Source organism: Massilia scottii, assembly GCF_030846495.1.
Taxonomy (GTDB): domain Bacteria; phylum Pseudomonadota; class Gammaproteobacteria; order Burkholderiales; family Burkholderiaceae_D; genus Telluria_A; species Telluria_A violaceinigra.
This window is the reverse complement of record NZ_JAVCWM010000003.1, coordinates 308,541-325,338: the sequence shown is the minus strand read 5'-3', so window position 1 is coordinate 325,338 and position 16,798 is coordinate 308,541. Positions and strand designations below refer to the sequence as shown.

The 16,798-nt window shown below is 64.5% G+C and carries 18 protein-coding genes; 12 read left to right on the top strand and 6 right to left on the bottom strand.

Annotation, left to right across the window (positions count from 1 at the left end; all coding sequences use genetic code 11):
- Nucleotide 1 precedes the first annotated feature (1 nt).
- Nucleotides 2-502 carry a cyclic pyranopterin monophosphate synthase MoaC gene (moaC, locus tag RBA41_RS05675; RefSeq protein WP_306621886.1) on the bottom strand — a complete coding sequence of 167 codons (501 nt, stop codon included), beginning with the start codon at nucleotides 500-502 and terminating at the stop codon, nucleotides 2-4.
- Between the two features lie 176 nt (nucleotides 503-678).
- On the opposite strand from moaC, the gene RBA41_RS05670 reads away from it, so the two are divergent.
- The gene (locus RBA41_RS05670) at nucleotides 679-2,193 is read left to right on the top strand and encodes a M48 family metalloprotease (protein ID WP_306622056.1); all 1,515 of its coding nucleotides are present in this window, start codon (nucleotides 679-681) and stop codon (nucleotides 2,191-2,193) included.
- Between the two features lie 91 nt (nucleotides 2,194-2,284).
- Here the strand turns inward: RBA41_RS05670 and RBA41_RS05665 are convergent, their stop codons facing one another.
- From RBA41_RS05665 to RBA41_RS05645, 5 genes are all read right to left on the bottom strand, one after another.
- Nucleotides 2,285-3,295 (bottom strand): Rpn family recombination-promoting nuclease/putative transposase, encoded by a 1,011-nt coding sequence (locus tag RBA41_RS05665; protein ID WP_306621884.1) that lies wholly within the window; start codon nucleotides 3,293-3,295, stop codon nucleotides 2,285-2,287.
- 168 nt (nucleotides 3,296-3,463) lie between these two features.
- Nucleotides 3,464-4,051, bottom strand: a complete 588-nt coding sequence (locus tag RBA41_RS05660; RefSeq protein WP_306621882.1) for a DUF2946 family protein — start codon at nucleotides 4,049-4,051, stop codon at nucleotides 3,464-3,466.
- Nucleotides 4,044-5,072: a YheT family hydrolase gene (locus tag RBA41_RS05655; protein ID WP_306621880.1), complete on the bottom strand. Its 1,029-nt coding sequence runs from the start codon at nucleotides 5,070-5,072 to the stop codon at nucleotides 4,044-4,046. Before RBA41_RS05655 ends, RBA41_RS05660 begins: the two co-directional genes overlap by 8 nt.
- Before the next feature lie 26 nt (nucleotides 5,073-5,098).
- Entirely contained in the window at nucleotides 5,099-5,524 is a 426-nt protein-coding gene (locus RBA41_RS05650) for a YybH family protein (protein ID WP_306621878.1), read from the bottom strand.
- 43 nt (nucleotides 5,525-5,567) lie between these two features.
- Nucleotides 5,568-5,762 carry a zinc-finger domain-containing protein gene (locus tag RBA41_RS05645; protein ID WP_099874977.1) on the bottom strand — a complete coding sequence of 65 codons (195 nt, stop codon included), beginning with the start codon at nucleotides 5,760-5,762 and terminating at the stop codon, nucleotides 5,568-5,570.
- Between the two features lie 212 nt (nucleotides 5,763-5,974).
- Between RBA41_RS05645 and RBA41_RS05640 the strand changes: the two genes are divergently transcribed.
- The 11 genes from RBA41_RS05640 (at nucleotide 5,975) to RBA41_RS05590 (ending at nucleotide 16,696) form a co-directional block, all read left to right on the top strand.
- Nucleotides 5,975-6,745 (top strand): AzlC family ABC transporter permease, encoded by a 771-nt coding sequence (locus RBA41_RS05640; RefSeq protein ID WP_099874978.1) that lies wholly within the window; start codon nucleotides 5,975-5,977, stop codon nucleotides 6,743-6,745.
- A complete protein-coding gene (locus RBA41_RS05635) occupies nucleotides 6,738-7,067 on the top strand; it encodes a branched-chain amino acid transport AzlD family protein (protein ID WP_306621875.1) in 330 nt (109 codons plus the stop codon). Before RBA41_RS05640 ends, RBA41_RS05635 begins: the two co-directional genes overlap by 8 nt.
- Nucleotides 7,068-7,129: 62 nt before the next feature.
- On the top strand, nucleotides 7,130-8,335 hold the full coding sequence (locus RBA41_RS05630; RefSeq protein WP_306621873.1) for a phosphoglycerate kinase: 1,206 nt from the start codon (nucleotides 7,130-7,132) through the stop codon (nucleotides 8,333-8,335).
- 48 nt (nucleotides 8,336-8,383) lie between these two features.
- Nucleotides 8,384-9,832 carry a pyruvate kinase gene (gene pyk / locus RBA41_RS05625; protein WP_306621871.1) on the top strand — a complete coding sequence of 483 codons (1,449 nt, stop codon included), beginning with the start codon at nucleotides 8,384-8,386 and terminating at the stop codon, nucleotides 9,830-9,832.
- Nucleotides 9,833-9,990: 158 nt separating this feature from the next.
- Nucleotides 9,991-11,055: a class II fructose-bisphosphate aldolase gene (gene fba, locus RBA41_RS05620; protein ID WP_166877905.1), complete on the top strand. Its 1,065-nt coding sequence runs from the start codon at nucleotides 9,991-9,993 to the stop codon at nucleotides 11,053-11,055.
- Between the two features lie 106 nt (nucleotides 11,056-11,161).
- Nucleotides 11,162-11,521 carry a GFA family protein gene (locus RBA41_RS05615; protein ID WP_306621868.1) on the top strand — a complete coding sequence of 120 codons (360 nt, stop codon included), beginning with the start codon at nucleotides 11,162-11,164 and terminating at the stop codon, nucleotides 11,519-11,521.
- Nucleotides 11,522-11,538: 17 nt separating this feature from the next.
- Nucleotides 11,539-12,435 (top strand): phosphoribosylaminoimidazolesuccinocarboxamide synthase, encoded by an 897-nt coding sequence (locus RBA41_RS05610; RefSeq protein WP_306621866.1) that lies wholly within the window; start codon nucleotides 11,539-11,541, stop codon nucleotides 12,433-12,435.
- 2 nt (nucleotides 12,436-12,437) lie between these two features.
- Entirely contained in the window at nucleotides 12,438-12,938 is a 501-nt protein-coding gene (gene purE, locus RBA41_RS05605) for a 5-(carboxyamino)imidazole ribonucleotide mutase (RefSeq protein WP_306621864.1), read from the top strand.
- On the top strand, nucleotides 12,935-14,116 hold the full coding sequence (locus RBA41_RS05600; RefSeq protein WP_306621862.1) for a 5-(carboxyamino)imidazole ribonucleotide synthase: 1,182 nt from the start codon (nucleotides 12,935-12,937) through the stop codon (nucleotides 14,114-14,116). Before purE ends, RBA41_RS05600 begins: the two co-directional genes overlap by 4 nt.
- Nucleotides 14,113-15,144 (top strand): L-threonylcarbamoyladenylate synthase, encoded by a 1,032-nt coding sequence (locus RBA41_RS05595; protein WP_306621860.1) that lies wholly within the window; start codon nucleotides 14,113-14,115, stop codon nucleotides 15,142-15,144. Before RBA41_RS05600 ends, RBA41_RS05595 begins: the two co-directional genes overlap by 4 nt.
- A gap of 10 nt (nucleotides 15,145-15,154) precedes the next feature.
- Nucleotides 15,155-16,696 carry an alpha/beta hydrolase family protein gene (locus RBA41_RS05590; protein WP_306621858.1) on the top strand — a complete coding sequence of 514 codons (1,542 nt, stop codon included), beginning with the start codon at nucleotides 15,155-15,157 and terminating at the stop codon, nucleotides 16,694-16,696.
- Nucleotides 16,697-16,798: the final 102 nt, after the last annotated feature.

The window sequence follows — 16,798 nt, the reverse complement described above, 5'->3', positions numbered from 1 at the left end:
CTTACTCATCGATCGGGGCATGCCAGTCGCCCGACTTGCCGCCCTGTTTTTCCAGCACCCGCACATTGGTCATCACCATGCCGCGGTCGACCGCCTTGCACATGTCGTAAATCGTCAGCAAACCAACTTGCACGGCAGTGAGCGCTTCCATCTCGACCCCGGTTTTGCCGACCGTTTCGACCTGGGCGCGGCAATGCACGCTGCTGGCCGCCTGGTCGACCTCGAAATCGACGGCGACCCGGGTGATCGCCAGCGGATGGCACAGCGGCACCAGCTCGCTGGTTTTCTTGGCGCCCATAATGGCGGCGATGCGCGCGATCCCGAGCACGTCGCCCTTTTTCGCGCTGCCCGACACCACCAGTGCCATCGTTTCCGGCTTCATGCGGATGGTGCCCGCAGCCACCGCGATGCGGTGGGTATCGCTTTTGTTGGCGACGTCGACCATGTGGGCCTGGCCGGTGGCGTCGAAGTGGGTAAGCTGGTCGTTCTGGGAGGTTGTCATCGGATCGAAAGAGGGTAGTAGGGAAACAAATCGAGTCAAGTCGCGGGTGCTGATGCGAGGCTGCGCAGTTGCGGCGCAGTTGCGGTTATCATAGCACCGTGAAATCCAAAACCGCTCCAGCCACCATCAGCCTGCCGCGCCGTTTCAAGGCGCGCCTGCTGCTGTCCATCGCCCTGATGTCGGCGCTGGGCGGCTTGGCGCAGCCCGCCGGCGCCCAAAACAAGCTGAACGCCGCCAGCTTGCCCACCTTGGGCGACACCGCGCGCGAAGACCTGTCTCCCGTGCTCGAACGGCGGCTGGGCGAGGAAATCATGCGCGACATTAAGCGCGACCACGATTTCCTCGACGACGATCCGATTCTCGAATACCTCAACGAATTCGGCGGCGGCCTGGTTGCCTCCTACCCGGGCGCGCGCGGCGAAACCAATGCCGACTACTATTTCTTTGCCGTGCGCGACCCCATGCTCAACGCCTTCGCGCTGCCCGGCGGCTTCATTGCCGTGCACTCGGCGCTGCTGCTGGCGGCCCAGACCGAGTCCGAACTGGCTTCGGTCATGTCGCACGAAATCGGCCACGTGGCCCAGCGCCACATTGCGCGCATGCTGGGCCAGCAAAAGCAGGATGCGCTCATTCCCCTGGCGGCGATGATCCTGGCCGCGCTTGCCTCCAAGGGCGGTGCCGATGCCGCGATCGGCGTGTTCATGGGCGGGCAGGGCTTGCAGATCCAGCGCCAGCTTAACTTCAGCCGCGACGCCGAGCGCGAGGCCGACCGCATCGGTTTCCAGATCATGGGCGCGGGCGGCTACGATACCTCCGGCATGGTGGCCTTTTTCGGCCGCATGCAGGCGGCCAGCCGCGTCTACAGCGACCTGATGCCGGCCTATCTGCGCAGCCACCCGCTGACCTCGGAGCGCATTTCCGACATCCAGGCGCGCATCCGCGAAACCCCGTACCGCCAGCGCGTCGACAGCCTGGAGTTTCACCTGGTGCGCGCGCGCGCCCGCGTGCTGCAGGATGAAAGCACGCAGGGAAGGGTGGACGCGGCCGCGTTTTTCGATGCGCAGCTGACCCAGCAAAGCCGCCAGCAGCAGGCTGGCGCGCAATACGGACTGGCGTTCCTGGCGCTCAAGAAAGGCGACCTGGCCAGGGCCCAGACCTGGCTCGACAAGGCGCGCGGCACCGTGCGTCCGGCCGAAGGCGCCGTGTTTTCAACCGGACAGGCCAGTTCCGACGGCGCCGCCATGTTCGCCAGCCTGGCGCTGGAAATCAAGCTCGCGTCCGGCCAGCCGGCGCTGGTCAAGCAGCAGGCGCTCAAGGATGCCGATCAGGCGCACCTGCGCTATCCGCTCTCGCGCGGCATTGCGCGCCAGTATGCGGACGCGATGATCGTCAACGGCAAGCTCGACGATGCCGCGCGCTTCCTGCGCGACCAGGTGCAGCTCTACCGCGAGGAGCCGAAATTGCATGAGTTGCTGGCCAAGACCTATGCGGCGCAGGGCAAGATCGCGTTGCAGCACCTGGCCCTGGCCGAATCGTATGCGCTCAGCGGCGGCATGCTGGCCGCGCTCGACCAGCTGACCATTGCGCGCAAGGCCAGCGATGCCTCGTTCTACGATATGGCGGTGATCGACGCCCGCGAACGCGAATTGCAGGCGCGCCGGCGTGAAGAGATGAAGGACGCGAAGAAGTAACCGGATGCTGACCGATGCGGCGCCGCGGGCCAGAAGCGAAACGCTGTGCCGCCCGATCATTCACGCGGCGTAAATGATGGCTCGTCTGCCCTCAGCCAGGCTGGCCTTGCGTATTGGCTGCATCATCGCCAAAGAGCGCTTGCAGGCCGGGGGCGTTGACGCTCTGCTCGATCCATCGATGCAATTCTGCTTGCGAGGCTTGCTCAATACGTTTCATGACCGGTTCCGGAACGTCGCGGAACTTGATGCGCAACAGACTTTCCAGTACCCCGCGCAGTGCTGCTAGTTCCCCTTCAGCCTTGCCTTCGGCACTTCCTCTTCGAAAGCCGATCTCATCGAGCTGCTCGGCCCAGGTTGCAAGTTTGCCTCCCATGTCAGCATCCTCCTCCATACTATCGAACGTGAACAATGCGGGTTTGCCGGTTCCGCGTGCCAGCAAACCGTTTACCCACACCTTTACCGAGCGCCGCAGGCTGGCCTGCGGGGCGCTATTGAACCATGTCGTCAGCGCAGGCGCGACATTATTTAAGACATCGGGAACGAGTGAAAGTTCAAGCCGAAACAGCAGCGCCAGCAAGCTGGCATTCGCTTCCAGCGCCGTTCTGTCGAGGCGTTGCTGGTCGATTAGCACGTAGCGCTGGGATGGCTGGAACGCCGCCAGCTCGGCGGGCGCTTGCATGAGGAGTCCGGCCAAGTCCATGCTGGCGCTCCAGTGCGGCGAACCGTTGTAGAACACCAGCGGCAGCACCGGCGGCAACAGCAAGCCTGGCGACAATTCGTGGCGCTTGACCAGATCCTGGTACAGCAAGCCGATGTAGGTTTGCATGCGCAGCGCCATCCAGCGGTCCACGCCGGACTGGCATTCCAGCAGGATGTACACGTACAAGAACTGCTCGCCGATCCGCACGCGCCAGACGATGTCGTCCTGGCGCGCCGACAAGCGCTCGCTCACGTAGGCTGGATTGACGCGCTCGAAGGCCGACAGCGCGACCTCATCGAGCAGCTTGAAGGAAGTGAAATCCGTGATCAGTTCGCGCACCAGTTCCGGGTGGGCGAACAGCGAACGGTATCCGAGGTCGTGAGGGGCGTGAGAGGCGGGCATGGCGCATTGTAGCGAGCGTCCCTGCCCAGCCTTTGCGCTGCCTCAGGCGTGCGCGACGCCCTGCGTGCCAGCTGGATGGGCCGCCAACGCATCGTCATGCCGGCAGCGGCGCCCTGTCTGGCAGTGAGGAGTGATCGTGCTTCAATCGACGCCAATACCGCCAATACCTTATGGCGCCGGCATCCGCACAAACTGCAACTGCGCCGCCACCTGCTCGTGCGCAATCCGTTCGACTGGCGCCGCCTGGTCCTTGTAACGCAGCGTCAACTGGCCGGCGCCGCCTTCCAGCCAGCCCATCAGCGCCTCATCGGACGCGCTGTTGCCGTCGATGTCAAGCGCCGCCATCAGCTGTGCCACGTCGCGGTCATCGACCTGCGCGATCTTGCCGGCGCAGGAGACGATCAACTCGCCATGCTCCGTCATCCACGCGCGCCCGATCGCCTCGACCGCCTCGCCCGTGTGCAGCACCAGCCCATGCGCCGGATCGGTGCGCGCAATGTACGGCGTCGCCTCCAGGTTGACGAACACGCGCTGCGGCCCGTTCTGGAAATACCAGCAGCCGCGCTCGTCGGCCATGTAGTTGCGGTTGATGAAACCGAGCAGCGCCGTCTGCACCACCTTGTCGCCGGGCAGGTTCAGATGCTGGGCCCGTTCGTCGCGCATGCGCCAGGCGCCGCGCGCATCGAGTGCCAGCCAGCCGTAGCAATGCGGCACATCCGGCCATTTGGCCATCGCTTTTTTAACAATATCATCCATGGGCGGCAGCTTCGCATAGTTCGTCCGCGCCTGGCGCGCGCGTCGCGTAGCTGGTCACGCTACGCGACCCGCTACGCGACGCCTGTACCGCGTCGAAAAAACGCAGGATGCGGCGCGGCAGCCAGTCCAGCCGCCCCGGCAGATTGCCCACCGCAAAACCCACATGTCCGCCATGCTCCGGATACTCCAGCGTCACCGCGCGCGAGGCTGTCTTCGGCAGATACCTCCCCGGCAGGAACGGATCGTTGCGCGCATTGAGCACCAGGGTCGGCACCGTGATGTCGCCCAGCACATGCCTGGCGCTGGCGCGGTGCCAGTAATCGTCGGTATCGCGGTAGCCGTGCAGCGGCGCGGTGACCACGTTGTCGAAGGCGTACAGGTCGCGCGCGGCCATGAGCGCGTCGCGGTCGAACAGTCCCGGAAACTGTTCCAGCTTGGCCAGGCACTTGGGCTTGAGCGTTTTTAGAAACATGCGCGTATATACCATGTTCAGTCCGGACGAGAGCGACTCGCCCCCGCGCGCCAGATCGAGCGGCGCCGATACCGCCACCGCCGCATCGACAATCCCGGCCTGATGCTGCGACTCGCCCAGCCAGCGCAGCAGCGCGTTGCCGCCCAGCGAGACGCCGGCCGCGTACAGCTTGCCTTCCGTGCGCGCGCGCAAACGCCGCACGATCCAGTCGACTTCGCCCGCGTCGCCCGAATGATAAAAACGCGGCGCCCGGTTCGGCTCGCCCGAGCAGCCGCGAAAGTGCGGCACCGCGCCCGACCAGCCGCGCGCGGCAATGGCCGCCATCAAGGCGCGCGCGTAGTGGCTGGCGGACGAGCCTTCCAGCCCGTGGAACAGCACCACCAAGGGTTGTCCCGGCTCGCCATCGACGAAATCGACATCGACGAAGTCGCCGTCCTGCGCCTCCCAGCGTTCGCGCCGGAACGCCACCGCCGGGCGTGCAATGGCCACGGCCGGATACATGGTTTGCAGATGCCCGCCGGGCAGCCACAGGGGCGATGTGTAGGGCATCGGCGAGGGCATCGGCAGCGCTGAAATCAGTGCAGGCTGGAGGTCGGATGCTCGTGCGCCGGCGCCACGCCCGGCGCGACCGACACATGGTGCAGCACGATGCGCCAGCCCTGCGGCGTTTTGATATACACGTTGGTGGCCAGCAGATGGGCCGGCTCGCTGCCGGTCGAGGTCACGCCTTCGATGACGGTGTGCACCGAACTCATCAAATTATGTGTCTCGTGCAGCTGCGACGGCCGGATCTGCAGCGCGCCCCGCTCCAGGATCGCTTCCCACGATGCCTGGATCGCCGCATGCCCGAGCAGGCGCGGCCCGCCCGGGTGGATGCAGACGATTTCCTCGTCATCGGCCCACAGCAGCATCAGCGCCTCGACGTCGGCACGGTTGAGCGCATCATAGAACGCGGCTTCGACCTCGGCCGCGCTACCGTTGAGTTGTTTGCGTCGTTTCATGCGGCCTCGGCAATGTGTGGGGGAGGGGGCCGGGAGGGACAGCTTAGTGGTGCGCCATCACCGTGCCCGGCTTCAGGCGGTATTCGGTGCCGCAGTACGGACACTTGGCCAGGCCATCATGACCGAAATCGAGGAAGACGCGCGGATGGGACGACCACAGCGTCATCGCCGGATTGGGGCAATGGGCCGGCAAGTCTTTGTCGCCGAGTTCTACCGCTGGCGTTTTCGTGGCGTTCATGGATTCTCCGTCAGGCATGCAAAACCTCGATTTTAGCGGATTCGGGCAATTAGCCGAAATGATCGGTAAAATAGTCTGACCAAATTACGGCCGTGTTCGCTTGTTTCCCTATGAAAACAAGCGTGTCGGCGCTCACACTGATTGCGCTTCATGCCAGACCGCATTGTTTCATTTGTACCAGTTGCCAGATCCTGTTGTGGCAAGAAAACCACATGAATGACGTGACTCCGCCACCGGCCGCGCTGCGTCCCGCCGATGAAGACCAGGCCATCTGGCGCGAAGCGTTCAAGACCGGCCTGCCGACCCTGTTCGGCATCGGCGCGTGGGGCCTGGTGGTGGGCATTGCGATGGTCAAGAGCGGCCTGACGGTGCCGCAAGCGCTGGGCATGACCCTGATCGTCTTCGGCGGTTCGGCCCAGCTGGCCTCGCTCCCCCTGATCGCGGCCGATGCGCCCATCTGGGTGGTATTTGCCACCGCGCTGGTGGTCAATTTGCGTTTCGTCATCTTTTCCGCCTTGCTGGCCCCCCATTTCGCCCACCTGCCGTGGCAAAAGCGCTTTTTGCTCGGCTACACGGCGGGCGACCTGACGGTGGCCCTGTTCCTCCAGCGTTTCCCCAGCGAAGAACCGGCCCACGGCAAGGTGTCTTACCTCAAGGGCTTGCTGTATCCGAACTGGGTCTCGTGGCAGGTTGGCTCGATCGCCGGGGTGTTTTTAGGCAGCGCGGTCCCGACCGAGTGGGGCCTGGGCTTTGCCGGCACCCTGGCCATTCTCTGCATCATGATTCCCCTGACCATCAACCGGGCCGCCCTGTGCGGCGTGCTGGTGGCCGGCGCCACCGCCGTGCTGGCCTACGAATTGCCGTACAAGCTGGGCTTGCTGGCCGCCGTCTTGCTCGGCATGCTGACCGCCATGACGGTGCAGGAACTGAACGAAAAACGGACCCGGAAAGCCCTCGCCGCCAAGGGAGAGCCCCATGTCTGACCTCGAAATCTGGATCACCATCGTCGCCCTGGCCTTTGCCACCGCCGCCACGCGCAGCTCGTTCTGGCTGATCGGCCACCACATCACCATCCCCAAGCGGGTCCAGGAAATGCTGCGTTTTGCCCCGGCCTGCGCGCTGGCGGCCATCATCGCGCCCGACTTGTTTCTGGGTAACGCCGGACAGTTGCACCTGGGCCTGGACAACTACAAGCTGATCGCCGGACTGGCCGCGACCGGCTATTACCTGCTGCGAAGAAATATGCTTGAAACCATCATTTTCGGCATGCTGTTCTTTACAGCATTGCGTATCTGCTTACAGTAGGGTTTTCGGGCTGGGCTTGCGGTAAAATAGCGTTCTTTCATCATTTGACTCGTGGATCGCCAATGCACGCTGTTCTGAATTTCACCCGTTTGCAAGACCTGATCGATCAACACGCCCTGCAGGGCAAGCGCGTGTTCATCCGCGCCGACCTCAACGTGCCGCAGGATGACGCCGGCAAGATCACCGAAGACACCCGCATCCGCGCATCCGTGCCGGCGATTGCCGCCGCCCTCAAGGCTGGCGCCGCCGTCATGGTCACCTCGCACCTGGGCCGTCCGACGGAAGGCGAATTCAAGCCGGAAGACAGCCTGGCGCCGGTCGCCGCGCGCCTGGCTGAACTGCTGGGCCAGCCGGTTGAACTCAAGCAAAACTGGGTCGATGGTGTCGACGTGGCCGCCGGCCAGGTCGTGCTGCTGGAAAACTGCCGCGTCAACAAGGGCGAAAAGAAGAATGCGGACGAGCTGGCCCAGAAGATGGCCAAGCTGTGCGATATCTATGTCAACGATGCCTTCGGCACCGCCCACCGCGCCGAAGCGACCACCCACGGCATCGCGAAATTCGCCCAGGTGGTGTGCGCCGGCCCGCTGCTGGCCGCCGAACTCGATGCGCTGGGCAAGGCGCTGGGCGCCCCCAACCGTCCGCTGCTGGCCATCGTGGCCGGTTCCAAGGTCTCGTCCAAGCTGTCGATCCTCAAGGCCCTGGCCGACAAGGTCGACAACTTGATCGTCGGCGGCGGCATCGCCAACACCTTCATGAAGGCCGTCGGCCTGAACATCGGCAAGTCGCTGGCCGAAGCCGATCTGGTCGCCGAAGCGAAAGCCATCATCGACATGATGGCCGCGCGCGGCGCCCAGGTGCCGATTCCCGTGGACGTCGTGTGCGCCAAGGAATTTTCGCCAACGGCGGCGGCCACCGTCAAGGATGTGGCCGATGTGGCTGACGACGACATGATCCTCGACATCGGCCCGAAAACGGCCGCCATGCTGGCCGAACAGATCGCCAAGGCCGGCACCATCGTCTGGAACGGCCCGGTCGGCGTGTTCGAATTCGACCAGTTCGGCGAAGGCACCAAAACCTTGGCGCTGGCCATTGCCGATTCCAACGCATTTTCCATCGCCGGCGGCGGCGACACCCTGGCCGCGATTGCAAAATACGCGATCAGCGATAAAATTGGCTATATCTCCACGGGCGGTGGCGCCTTCCTTGAATTCCTCGAAGGAAAAACCCTGCCGGCAGTTGAAATCCTGTTACAACGCAGTTCCCAGTAAGCCCACAGCGCAGCCCTCCCGGCTGCGCTTTCACTTCAAGGACACTCTATGTTTCGTGGTACCAAGATCGTCGCAACGATTGGCCCGGCTTCGACCGATTTCGATATTCTCGTCCGCATGATTGAAGCGGGTGTCGATGTCGTCCGGCTGAATTTTTCGCATGGCAAGGCGCAGGACCACATCGACCGCGCCAACCTGGTGCGGCGCGCCGCCGCCCAGTGCGGGCGCGAAGTGGCGATCATGGCGGACATGCAGGGTCCCAAGATTCGTGTGGGTAAATTTGAACAGGGCAAGATTTTCCTGGAAAACGGCGAGAAATTCATCCTCGACGCCAAGTGGGGCGAGAACGGCGAACTGGGCAACCAGGAACGCGTCGGCCTCGACTACAAAGCCTTGCCGCGCGACGTGCGTCCCGGCGACAAGCTCTTGCTCAACGATGGCTTGATCGTGCTGGTGGTCGAGCGCATCCTCGGCCACGAAATCTTCACCGTCGTCAAAGTCGGCGGCGAACTGTCCAACAACAAGGGCATCAACCGCCAGGGCGGCGGCCTGACCGCGCCGGCCCTGACCGCCAAGGACATGGAAGACATCAAGACGGCCATGAGTTTCCAGGCCGACTATCTTGCCATTTCCTTCCCGAAAAGCGCGACCGACATGGAAATGGCGCGCCAGCTGGCCAATATCGCCGGCGAACCGTTCCACCACAAGCCGATGATGATCGCCAAGATCGAGCGCGCCGAAGCGATTCCTGTGCTGCAGGAAATCCTGGACGCTTCCGACGGCATCATGGTCGCCCGTGGCGACCTGGCCGTGGAAGTGGGCAACGCCGCCGTGCCGGCGCTGCAAAAACGCATGATCCGCATGGCGCGCGAATCGAACAAGCTGGCCATCACCGCCACCCAGATGATGGAATCGATGATCGTCAACGCCGTGCCGACCCGCGCCGAAGTGTCGGACGTCGCCAACGCCGTGCTCGACGGCACCGATGCCGTCATGACCTCGGCCGAAACCGCGTCCGGCCGCTACCCGATCGAAACGGTCGAAATGATGGCCGCGATCTGCCTGGAAGCCGAGCAGTCCGAGTACAACAAGCTCGACGCCGACTTCCTCAACGTGACCTTTACCCGCATCGACCAGTCGATCGCCTACGGCGCCCTGTTCACCGCGCACCACCTGCGCGTGAAAGCCATCGTGGCCCTGACCGAGTCCGGTTCGACCGCCTTGTGGATGAGCCGTCACAGCATCGATACGCCGATCTACGCGCTCACGCCGAGCACCACCACCCACCGCAAGGCCGCGCTGTACCGCAATGTGCGCGCCTACAACCTGATGCAGGAAGGCGACAGCACGGCGGTGCTCAAGCAGGCGGAAGATTTGATGGTCGCCAAAGGAATCGTCAAAAAAGGTGACATGATCGTCGTCACCTGGGGCGAACCGATGGGGCAGGTCGGCGGCACCAACGCACTCAAGATCGTGCGCGTCGGCGAGTTTGGCTAATTGAATTTCGCCGCGCCCCGGGCGGGCGCGGCATGCATCGAATGTGCGGCCGCGGCTGAATCACAGCCCCCGCCGCCGTTGCCACAAGCGTTGCGCGCTACCCGCGCGGTCTGCGCTCCCGTGGCAGCAAACCGGTTTCTATTGTTTGGAGTATTACCATGTCCCTCGTATCCATGCGTCAACTGCTGGACCATGCCGCCGAAAACGGTTATGGCCTGCCTGCGTTCAACGTCAACAACCTCGAACAGGTGCAGGCCATCATGGCTGCCGCCGACGCGGTCGGTTCCCCGGTCATCATGCAAGCGTCCGCTGGCGCGCGCAAGTATGCCGGCGAAGCCTTCCTGCGCCACCTGATCGACGCCGCTGTCGAAGCGTATCCGCACATTCCGGTCGTCATGCACCAGGATCACGGCCAGTCGCCGGCGGTCTGCATGACCGCGATCCGCTCCGGCTTCACCTCGGTGATGATGGACGGTTCGCTCGAAGCCGACGGCAAGAGCGTTGCCTCGTACGAGTACAACGTCGACGTGTCGCGTGAAGTGGTGAAATTCGCGCACTCGATCGGGGTGACCGTCGAAGCCGAACTGGGCGTGCTCGGTTCGCTCGAAACCATGAAGGGCGACAAGGAAGACGGCCACGGCGCCGACGGCCTGATGACCCGCGAACAGCTGCTGACCGACGTTGCGCAAGCGGCCGACTTCGTGCAGCGCACCCAGTGCGACGCGCTGGCGATCGCCATCGGCACCTCGCACGGCGCCTACAAGTTCACGCGCAAGCCGACCGGCGACATCCTCGCCATCGACCGCATCAAGGAAATCCACGCGCGCATCCCCAACACCCACCTGGTGATGCACGGTTCCTCGTCGGTGCCGCAAGAACTGCTGGCCATCATCCGCGAATTCGGCGGCGACATGAAGGAAACCTACGGCGTGCCGATCGAAGAAATTCAGGAAGGCATCCGTCACGGCGTTCGCAAGATCAACATCGACACCGATATCCGCCTGGCGATGACCGCGGCCGTGCGCAAGTACATGTTCGAGAACCCATCCAAGTTCGATCCGCGCGACTTCCTGAAACCGGCGCGCGAAGCGGCGACCGAGATCTGCAAGGCGCGCTTCCTGTCGTTCGGCTGCGAAGGCCAGGCGGCCAAGATCAAGGTCATGACCATGGACCAGATGGCTGAGCGTTACAAAAAGGGCGAGCTGGCCCAGATCGTGAAGTAAACTGCAGGATGTTTTGCAGTACGAATAAACCGTAACACCGCACGCGCCTTTGGGCGCGTGTGTTTTTGTCCTGTCATTATCGCTGTTTTTTTGACCATCTTTCATCATGTACACAGGCAGCTGCCTCTGCGGCGCGGTCCGCTACGAAATCCACGGCGACGTTGAATACGCTGGCATCTGCTGGTGCACCATGTGCCAGAAGCAGCATGGCGCGGCCAACGGCCCCTATGCCAACGTGGCTTCCTCGGCACTGCGCATCGTCGCCGGTCTTGATGCGATCACGCGCTACGCGTCCTCGCCCGGCGTGGAGCGCGCGTTCTGCGGCGTGTGCGGCGCCAACCTGACCTGGCAGATGGCCGAGCACAGCAGCCGTATCGCCGTCACCCTCGGCACCTTCGACACGCCCTACGAAGGCTTGGTGACAGATGAATTGCACACCGATAGCAAGCCGGGCTGGCTGCCCTAACCACCTCAAGGATTCACATGTCTGGCGTTCTCGAAACAAACCTGAAGTCCCTGCCTTTCCTGCACCGTGGGAAAGTCCGCGACATTTACGCCGTTGGCGACGACAAATTGCTGGTCATCCAGACCGACCGCCTGTCCGCCTTCGACGTCATTTTGAATGAGCCGATCCCCGAAAAGGGCAAGATCCTGACGGCCATGTCCAATTTCTGGTTCGCCAAGTACAAGGACTTGATGCCCAACCACGATACCGGCATCGATCCGGTCTCGCTGGTCTCGCCTGAAGAGCGCGAGCAGGTCGAAGGACGCGCCATCGTGGTCAGGAAAATGACTCCGCTGGGCATCGAAGCCATCGTGCGCGGTTACCTGATCGGTTCCGGCTGGAAGGATTACCAGAAAACCGGCAAGGTCTGCGGCATCGACCTGCCGGCCGGCCTGCAGGAAGCGCAAAAATTGCCGAACGTGCTGTTCACGCCATCGACCAAGGCCCCGGCCGGCGCCCATGACGAAAACATTTCGTTCGACGAAGCCCAGAAGATCGTCGGCGCCGACATCGCCACCCAGGTGCGCGACTACGCGATCAAGCTCTACACCGCCGCCGCCGAATACGCGGCCACGCGCGGCATCATCATCGCCGACACCAAGTTCGAATTCGGCCTGGACGAGCACGGCACCGTGCACCTGATCGATGAAATCCTCACCCCGGATTCGTCGCGCTTCTGGCCGATGTCGAGCTACCAGGTCGGCATGTCGCCACCGTCGTACGACAAGCAGTTCGTGCGCGACTACCTGGAAACGCTGACCGACTGGAACAAGGCCGCGCCGGCCCCTGCCGTACCAAGCGAAGTCATCGCCAATACCCGCGCCAAATACGTCGAAGCGCTCGAGCGCCTGACCGGCGAAACGCTGAAGGCTTGATGATGAGCACTCCAGAAATCAAACCGTTGGTCGGCATCGTCATGGGTTCCTCGTCGGACTGGGAAGTCATGCAGCACGCCGTCAACATGCTCAAGGACTTCGGCGTGCCGTTCGAAGCCCAGGTCGTCTCGGCCCACCGCATGCCCGATGACATGTTCTCGTATGCCGAAAGCGCCCGTGCGCGCGGCTTGCGCGCCATCATCGCCGGTGCCGGCGGCGCCGCCCACTTGCCCGGCATGATCGCGGCCAAGACCATCGTGCCGGTACTCGGCGTGCCGGTGCCGTCGCGCTATCTGTCGGGCAAGGATTCCCTGCTGTCCATCGTGCAGATGCCCAAGGGCATTCCGGTCGCCACCTTCGCCATCGGTGAAGCGGGCGCGGCCAACGCGGCGCTGGCGGCCGTGGCCATGCTGGCATGCACCGACGATGCGCTGGCCGCGCAACTTGAGCAATTCCGCGCGCGCCAGACGGCCGCTGCCAAGGCTTCGGTATTGCCGGTATGAGCAAGCAGCACTCTCCCTTTTTGCCGCCGGCCCGTCTTGGCGTGATGGGCGGCGGCCAGCTCGGCCGCATGTTCGTGCACGCCGCCCAGGCCATGGGTTTCAAGGTGGCCGTACTCGAAGCGGCGCCCGACAGCCCTGCCGGGCACGCCGCCGACAGCCTGATCGCGGCCGATTACAGCGATGCCCGGGCGCTGGCCCAGCTGGGCCAGTCCTGCGTGGCCGTGACCACCGAATTCGAAAACGTGCCTGCCGACAGCCTGCGGCTGCTGGCCACGCACGCCTTTGTCGCACCGGGCGCCGACTGTGTGGCGATCGCCCAGGACCGCATTGCCGAAAAGCGTTTTCTGGCTGGCTGCGCGGCGCGTTCCGGGGTCCCCCCGGCGCCGCACAAGACGATTGCCACGCCGGACGATATCGACAGCATCGAGGACTTGCTGCTGCCGGGCATCCTCAAGACGGTGCGCATGGGCTATGACGGCAAGGGCCAGGCCGTGGTCCGCACCCGGGACGACGTGCGCGCGGCCTTTGCCGCCATGGGCGGTGTCACTTGCCTGCTCGAAAAAATGCTGCCGCTGGCCTACGAAGTGTCGGTCCTGACCGCGCGCGGCGCCGATGGCGAGTCGGTGGTCTACCCGATCGCCGAAAACGTGCACCGCGACGGCATCTTGTTCACCACCACCGTGCCCGGACCGAACGTGTCGTTTGATAGCGCCGCCAAGGCGCAGCATGCCGCCAAGGTCATCGTCGACGAGCTGGCCTATGTGGGCGTGCTGTGCATCGAATTTTTCGTGCTGACCGACGGTTCGCTGGTGGTCAACGAAATGGCGCCGCGTCCCCACAACAGCGGCCACTACACGATGGATGCCTGCGTCACCAGCCAGTTCGCGCAACAGGTACGCGCCATGGCGCGCCTGCCGCTGGGCGATGTGCGCCAGCATTCGCCGGCCGTCATGCTCAATCTGCTTGGTGACATCTGGTTTGCATCCGGTTCGGAAACCCCTACGGAGCCGGCCTGGGCCGAGCTGCTGGCGCTGCCCGGCGCCTGCCTGCACCTGTACGGCAAGGAAGCGGCGCGGCGCGGACGCAAGATGGGCCATGTGACCTTCATCGCGCCGACCCTGGCCCAAGCCCAGGCCCAGCTGGCCGCCGCCTGCGCCATTCTCGGCATTCCGGCATGACGGGCGCTGCGCTCGACCTGGCCGCCATCGAGGCGGCCGCCCGCCTGCTGGAGCAGGGCCGCCTGGTGGCCTTGCCGACCGAGACCGTCTACGGCCTGGGCGCCGACGCGGAAAATCCGGAGGCGGTGGCCCGCATTTACCAGGCCAAGGGGCGTCCGCAAGACCACCCGGTCATCGTCCACGTCGCGCCCGGCGCCGACCTGGGCTACTGGGCGACCGCCATTCCCGCCGAAGCGGAGCAACTGGCGGCCGCCTTCTGGCCCGGCCCCCTGACCATGATCCTCAAGCGCGCCCCCAACATTCCGGACGCCGTCTCGGGCGGCCAGGATACGGTCGGCCTGCGCTGCCCCTCGCACCCGGTCGCCATTGCGCTCTTACAAGCGTTCAAGGGCGGCAGGGGAGGGGTGGCGGCGCCCTCGGCTAACAAATTCGGCCATGTCAGCCCGACCACCGCCCAGCACGTCATTGACGAGTTCGGTGCTGACGGCACGGTCGATGCCGTGCTCGACGGTGGCCAGAGCGCGGTCGGGATCGAGTCGACCATCGTCGACCTGTCGCGCCTGGCAACGCACGGCCCGGTGCTGCTGCGCCCCGGCCACATCAGCGCCGAAGCGATCGCCGCCGTCATCGACGCGCTGCCGGCCGCCCCGGACGCCGCCGCCCCGCGCGCTTCCGGCACCCTGGAATCGCATTACGCGCCGCACACCCCGGTGGCCATGCAGGGCAGCCATGAGATTGCCGGCACCCTCGCACGATTGAAGAAGGCGGGAAAAAATGTCGCTTTGATACACTACTCGCACTTCCCGGATGTGTTCGCTGAGAGTCAGTTACCCACAAGCCCGGAAGGTTTCGCACACGCACTTTATGCGGCGCTGCGCGCGATGGATACGGCCGGGGCCGACCTGATACTGGTCGAAGCACCGCCGCAGGACGATGCCTGGCTGGGCGTAAACGACCGTTTGCGCCGGGCCGCGCATGGCTCGACCGGCATCGTGCACGGCCTGCTCAACCACGAACCATTTTCCTGACGGACTAATCATGCGCCTCGCTTTCGCTGCCCTCCTCACCCTATCATTAACGGCTTGTGGAGGCAGCGACGACGCGCCAGCCCCGACACCGACTCCCACCCCGACCCCGACCCCGACACCGACGCCAACGCCGACCCCGGCGCCGGCACGCGGCAGCGTGATCGGCGGCGGCGCCGCCGTGATGCCGGTCAGCGCCAACGGCGCCAACATCACGACCCTGGAGCCGGCCGTGTTCAGCAAGCTGCTCGACTCGCTCAAGGGCGGCACCACCGCCCTCACGGGCGACCTCAAGTGTTCCGTGACGACCTACAAGGTGCGCTACAACACCGTCGGCGGCATCAGCGAGGCGACCGACGCCAGCACCGCCATCATGGTGCCGTCCGGCAGCGCTGCCGAGTGCAGCGGCGCGCGCCCGGTGCTGCTGTACGCGCACGGCACCACGTCCGACAGGAAATACGACATGTCGACCCTGACCAGCACCGAGTCGCGCCTGGTCGCCGCCATGTTCGCCGCGCGCGGGTTCATCGTGGTCGCGCCCAACTACGCGGGCTACGACAGCTCGACCCTGGCTTACCATCCTTACCTCGACGCCGCCCAACAATCGAACGACATGATCGACGGCTTGCGCGCCGCGCGCAGCGTGTTCGGCGCCGTCAAGACCAGCGACTCCGGCAAGCTGTTCGTGACCGGCTACTCGCAGGGCGGCTACGTGGCCGTCGCCACCCAGCGCGCCATGCAGAACCTGGCCGGCGAATTCAAGGTCACCGCCGCAGCCGGCATGTCCGGTCCGTATGCGCTGGTCCAGTTCGGAGACGACATGTTCAACGGCAAGCCAGGCAAGGGCAGCACCGGTTTCCTGCCGGTGCTGATCAATGCCGGCCAGCGCGCCAACGCCGGTGTGTACGGCGCCGCCGGCGACCTGTACGAAGCCCCGTTCGCCGCCGCGGTCGACAAATTCGCCAGCGGCGCCATCACCGTGGACGAATTGCTCAAGACCCCGGGCTGGCCCGACAACGCCCTGTTCGCCAAGGATTCGCTGCCCCAGGCCGACGGCTATGCCGATTCTTTTGGCAGCGGCAACCTGTTCAAGACCAGCTACCGCAACGCTTACCTGGCCGATCTGAAAGCCCATCCGTGCAGCGTCACGGCCGGCGCCCCGCTGGCCTGCGCGCCCGGGCATCCGCTGCGCAAGCTGTTCGTCAAGAACGACCTGCGCACCTTCGCCCCGGCGGCGCCGCTGCTGCTGTGCGGCGGCCATGAAGACCGTACCGTCTCGTACCTGAACACGCGCGCCGCGGTCGACTATTTCCGGGCCGGCAGCGCGGCCTCGATGGTCACCGAAGTCGATCTCGACGATACCCCGGGCAGCACCGATCCGTACCGCTCGGTGAAGGTCAACTTCGCCACCGCCAAGCTGGCCGTCAAGCTCGACGCCATCAAGAGCGGCGAATCGGGCGAGCGTGCCGTGGCCGACAACTACCACGCCGGCCTGGTGGCCCCGTTCTGCCTGAGCGCCGCGCGCGGTTTCTTCAACGCCGCTATCGCGCCTTGATCCCGCTTTAAATGTCCGCACGGTTGCCGGAACGATTGATATAATCCGGCAACTTTTTTATAGCGGCTTTCTGTTGCATTCAACTGACATTTTGCTAAGGTG

What these genes read in the sequence shown, in the direction of transcription:
- purE (WP_306621864.1), top strand. Translation starts at nt 12,438, where the DNA reads ATGAGCACTCCAGAAATCAAACCGTTGGTCGGCATCGTCATGGGTTCC.
- RBA41_RS05630 (WP_306621873.1), top strand. Translation starts at nt 7,130, where the DNA reads ATGCACGCTGTTCTGAATTTCACCCGTTTGCAAGACCTGATCGATCAA.
- RBA41_RS05635 (WP_306621875.1), top strand. Translation starts at nt 6,738, where the DNA reads ATGTCTGACCTCGAAATCTGGATCACCATCGTCGCCCTGGCCTTTGCC.
- RBA41_RS05665 (WP_306621884.1), bottom strand. Translation starts at nt 3,295, where the DNA reads ATGCCCGCCTCTCACGCCCCTCACGACCTCGGATACCGTTCGCTGTTC.
- RBA41_RS05650 (WP_306621878.1), bottom strand. Translation starts at nt 5,524, where the DNA reads ATGAAACGACGCAAACAACTCAACGGTAGCGCGGCCGAGGTCGAAGCC.
- RBA41_RS05600 (WP_306621862.1), top strand. Translation starts at nt 12,935, where the DNA reads ATGAGCAAGCAGCACTCTCCCTTTTTGCCGCCGGCCCGTCTTGGCGTG.
- fba (WP_166877905.1), top strand. Translation starts at nt 9,991, where the DNA reads ATGTCCCTCGTATCCATGCGTCAACTGCTGGACCATGCCGCCGAAAAC.
- RBA41_RS05670 (WP_306622056.1), top strand. Translation starts at nt 679, where the DNA reads ATGTCGGCGCTGGGCGGCTTGGCGCAGCCCGCCGGCGCCCAAAACAAG.
- RBA41_RS05610 (WP_306621866.1), top strand. Translation starts at nt 11,539, where the DNA reads ATGTCTGGCGTTCTCGAAACAAACCTGAAGTCCCTGCCTTTCCTGCAC.
- RBA41_RS05615 (WP_306621868.1), top strand. Translation starts at nt 11,162, where the DNA reads ATGTACACAGGCAGCTGCCTCTGCGGCGCGGTCCGCTACGAAATCCAC.
- RBA41_RS05660 (WP_306621882.1), bottom strand. Translation starts at nt 4,051, where the DNA reads ATGGATGATATTGTTAAAAAAGCGATGGCCAAATGGCCGGATGTGCCG.
- RBA41_RS05645 (WP_099874977.1), bottom strand. Translation starts at nt 5,762, where the DNA reads ATGAACGCCACGAAAACGCCAGCGGTAGAACTCGGCGACAAAGACTTG.
- RBA41_RS05595 (WP_306621860.1), top strand. Translation starts at nt 14,113, where the DNA reads ATGACGGGCGCTGCGCTCGACCTGGCCGCCATCGAGGCGGCCGCCCGC.
- moaC (WP_306621886.1), bottom strand. Translation starts at nt 502, where the DNA reads ATGACAACCTCCCAGAACGACCAGCTTACCCACTTCGACGCCACCGGC.
- RBA41_RS05640 (WP_099874978.1), top strand. Translation starts at nt 5,975, where the DNA reads ATGAATGACGTGACTCCGCCACCGGCCGCGCTGCGTCCCGCCGATGAA.
- RBA41_RS05655 (WP_306621880.1), bottom strand. Translation starts at nt 5,072, where the DNA reads ATGCCCTACACATCGCCCCTGTGGCTGCCCGGCGGGCATCTGCAAACC.
- pyk (WP_306621871.1), top strand. Translation starts at nt 8,384, where the DNA reads ATGTTTCGTGGTACCAAGATCGTCGCAACGATTGGCCCGGCTTCGACC.
- RBA41_RS05590 (WP_306621858.1), top strand. Translation starts at nt 15,155, where the DNA reads ATGCGCCTCGCTTTCGCTGCCCTCCTCACCCTATCATTAACGGCTTGT.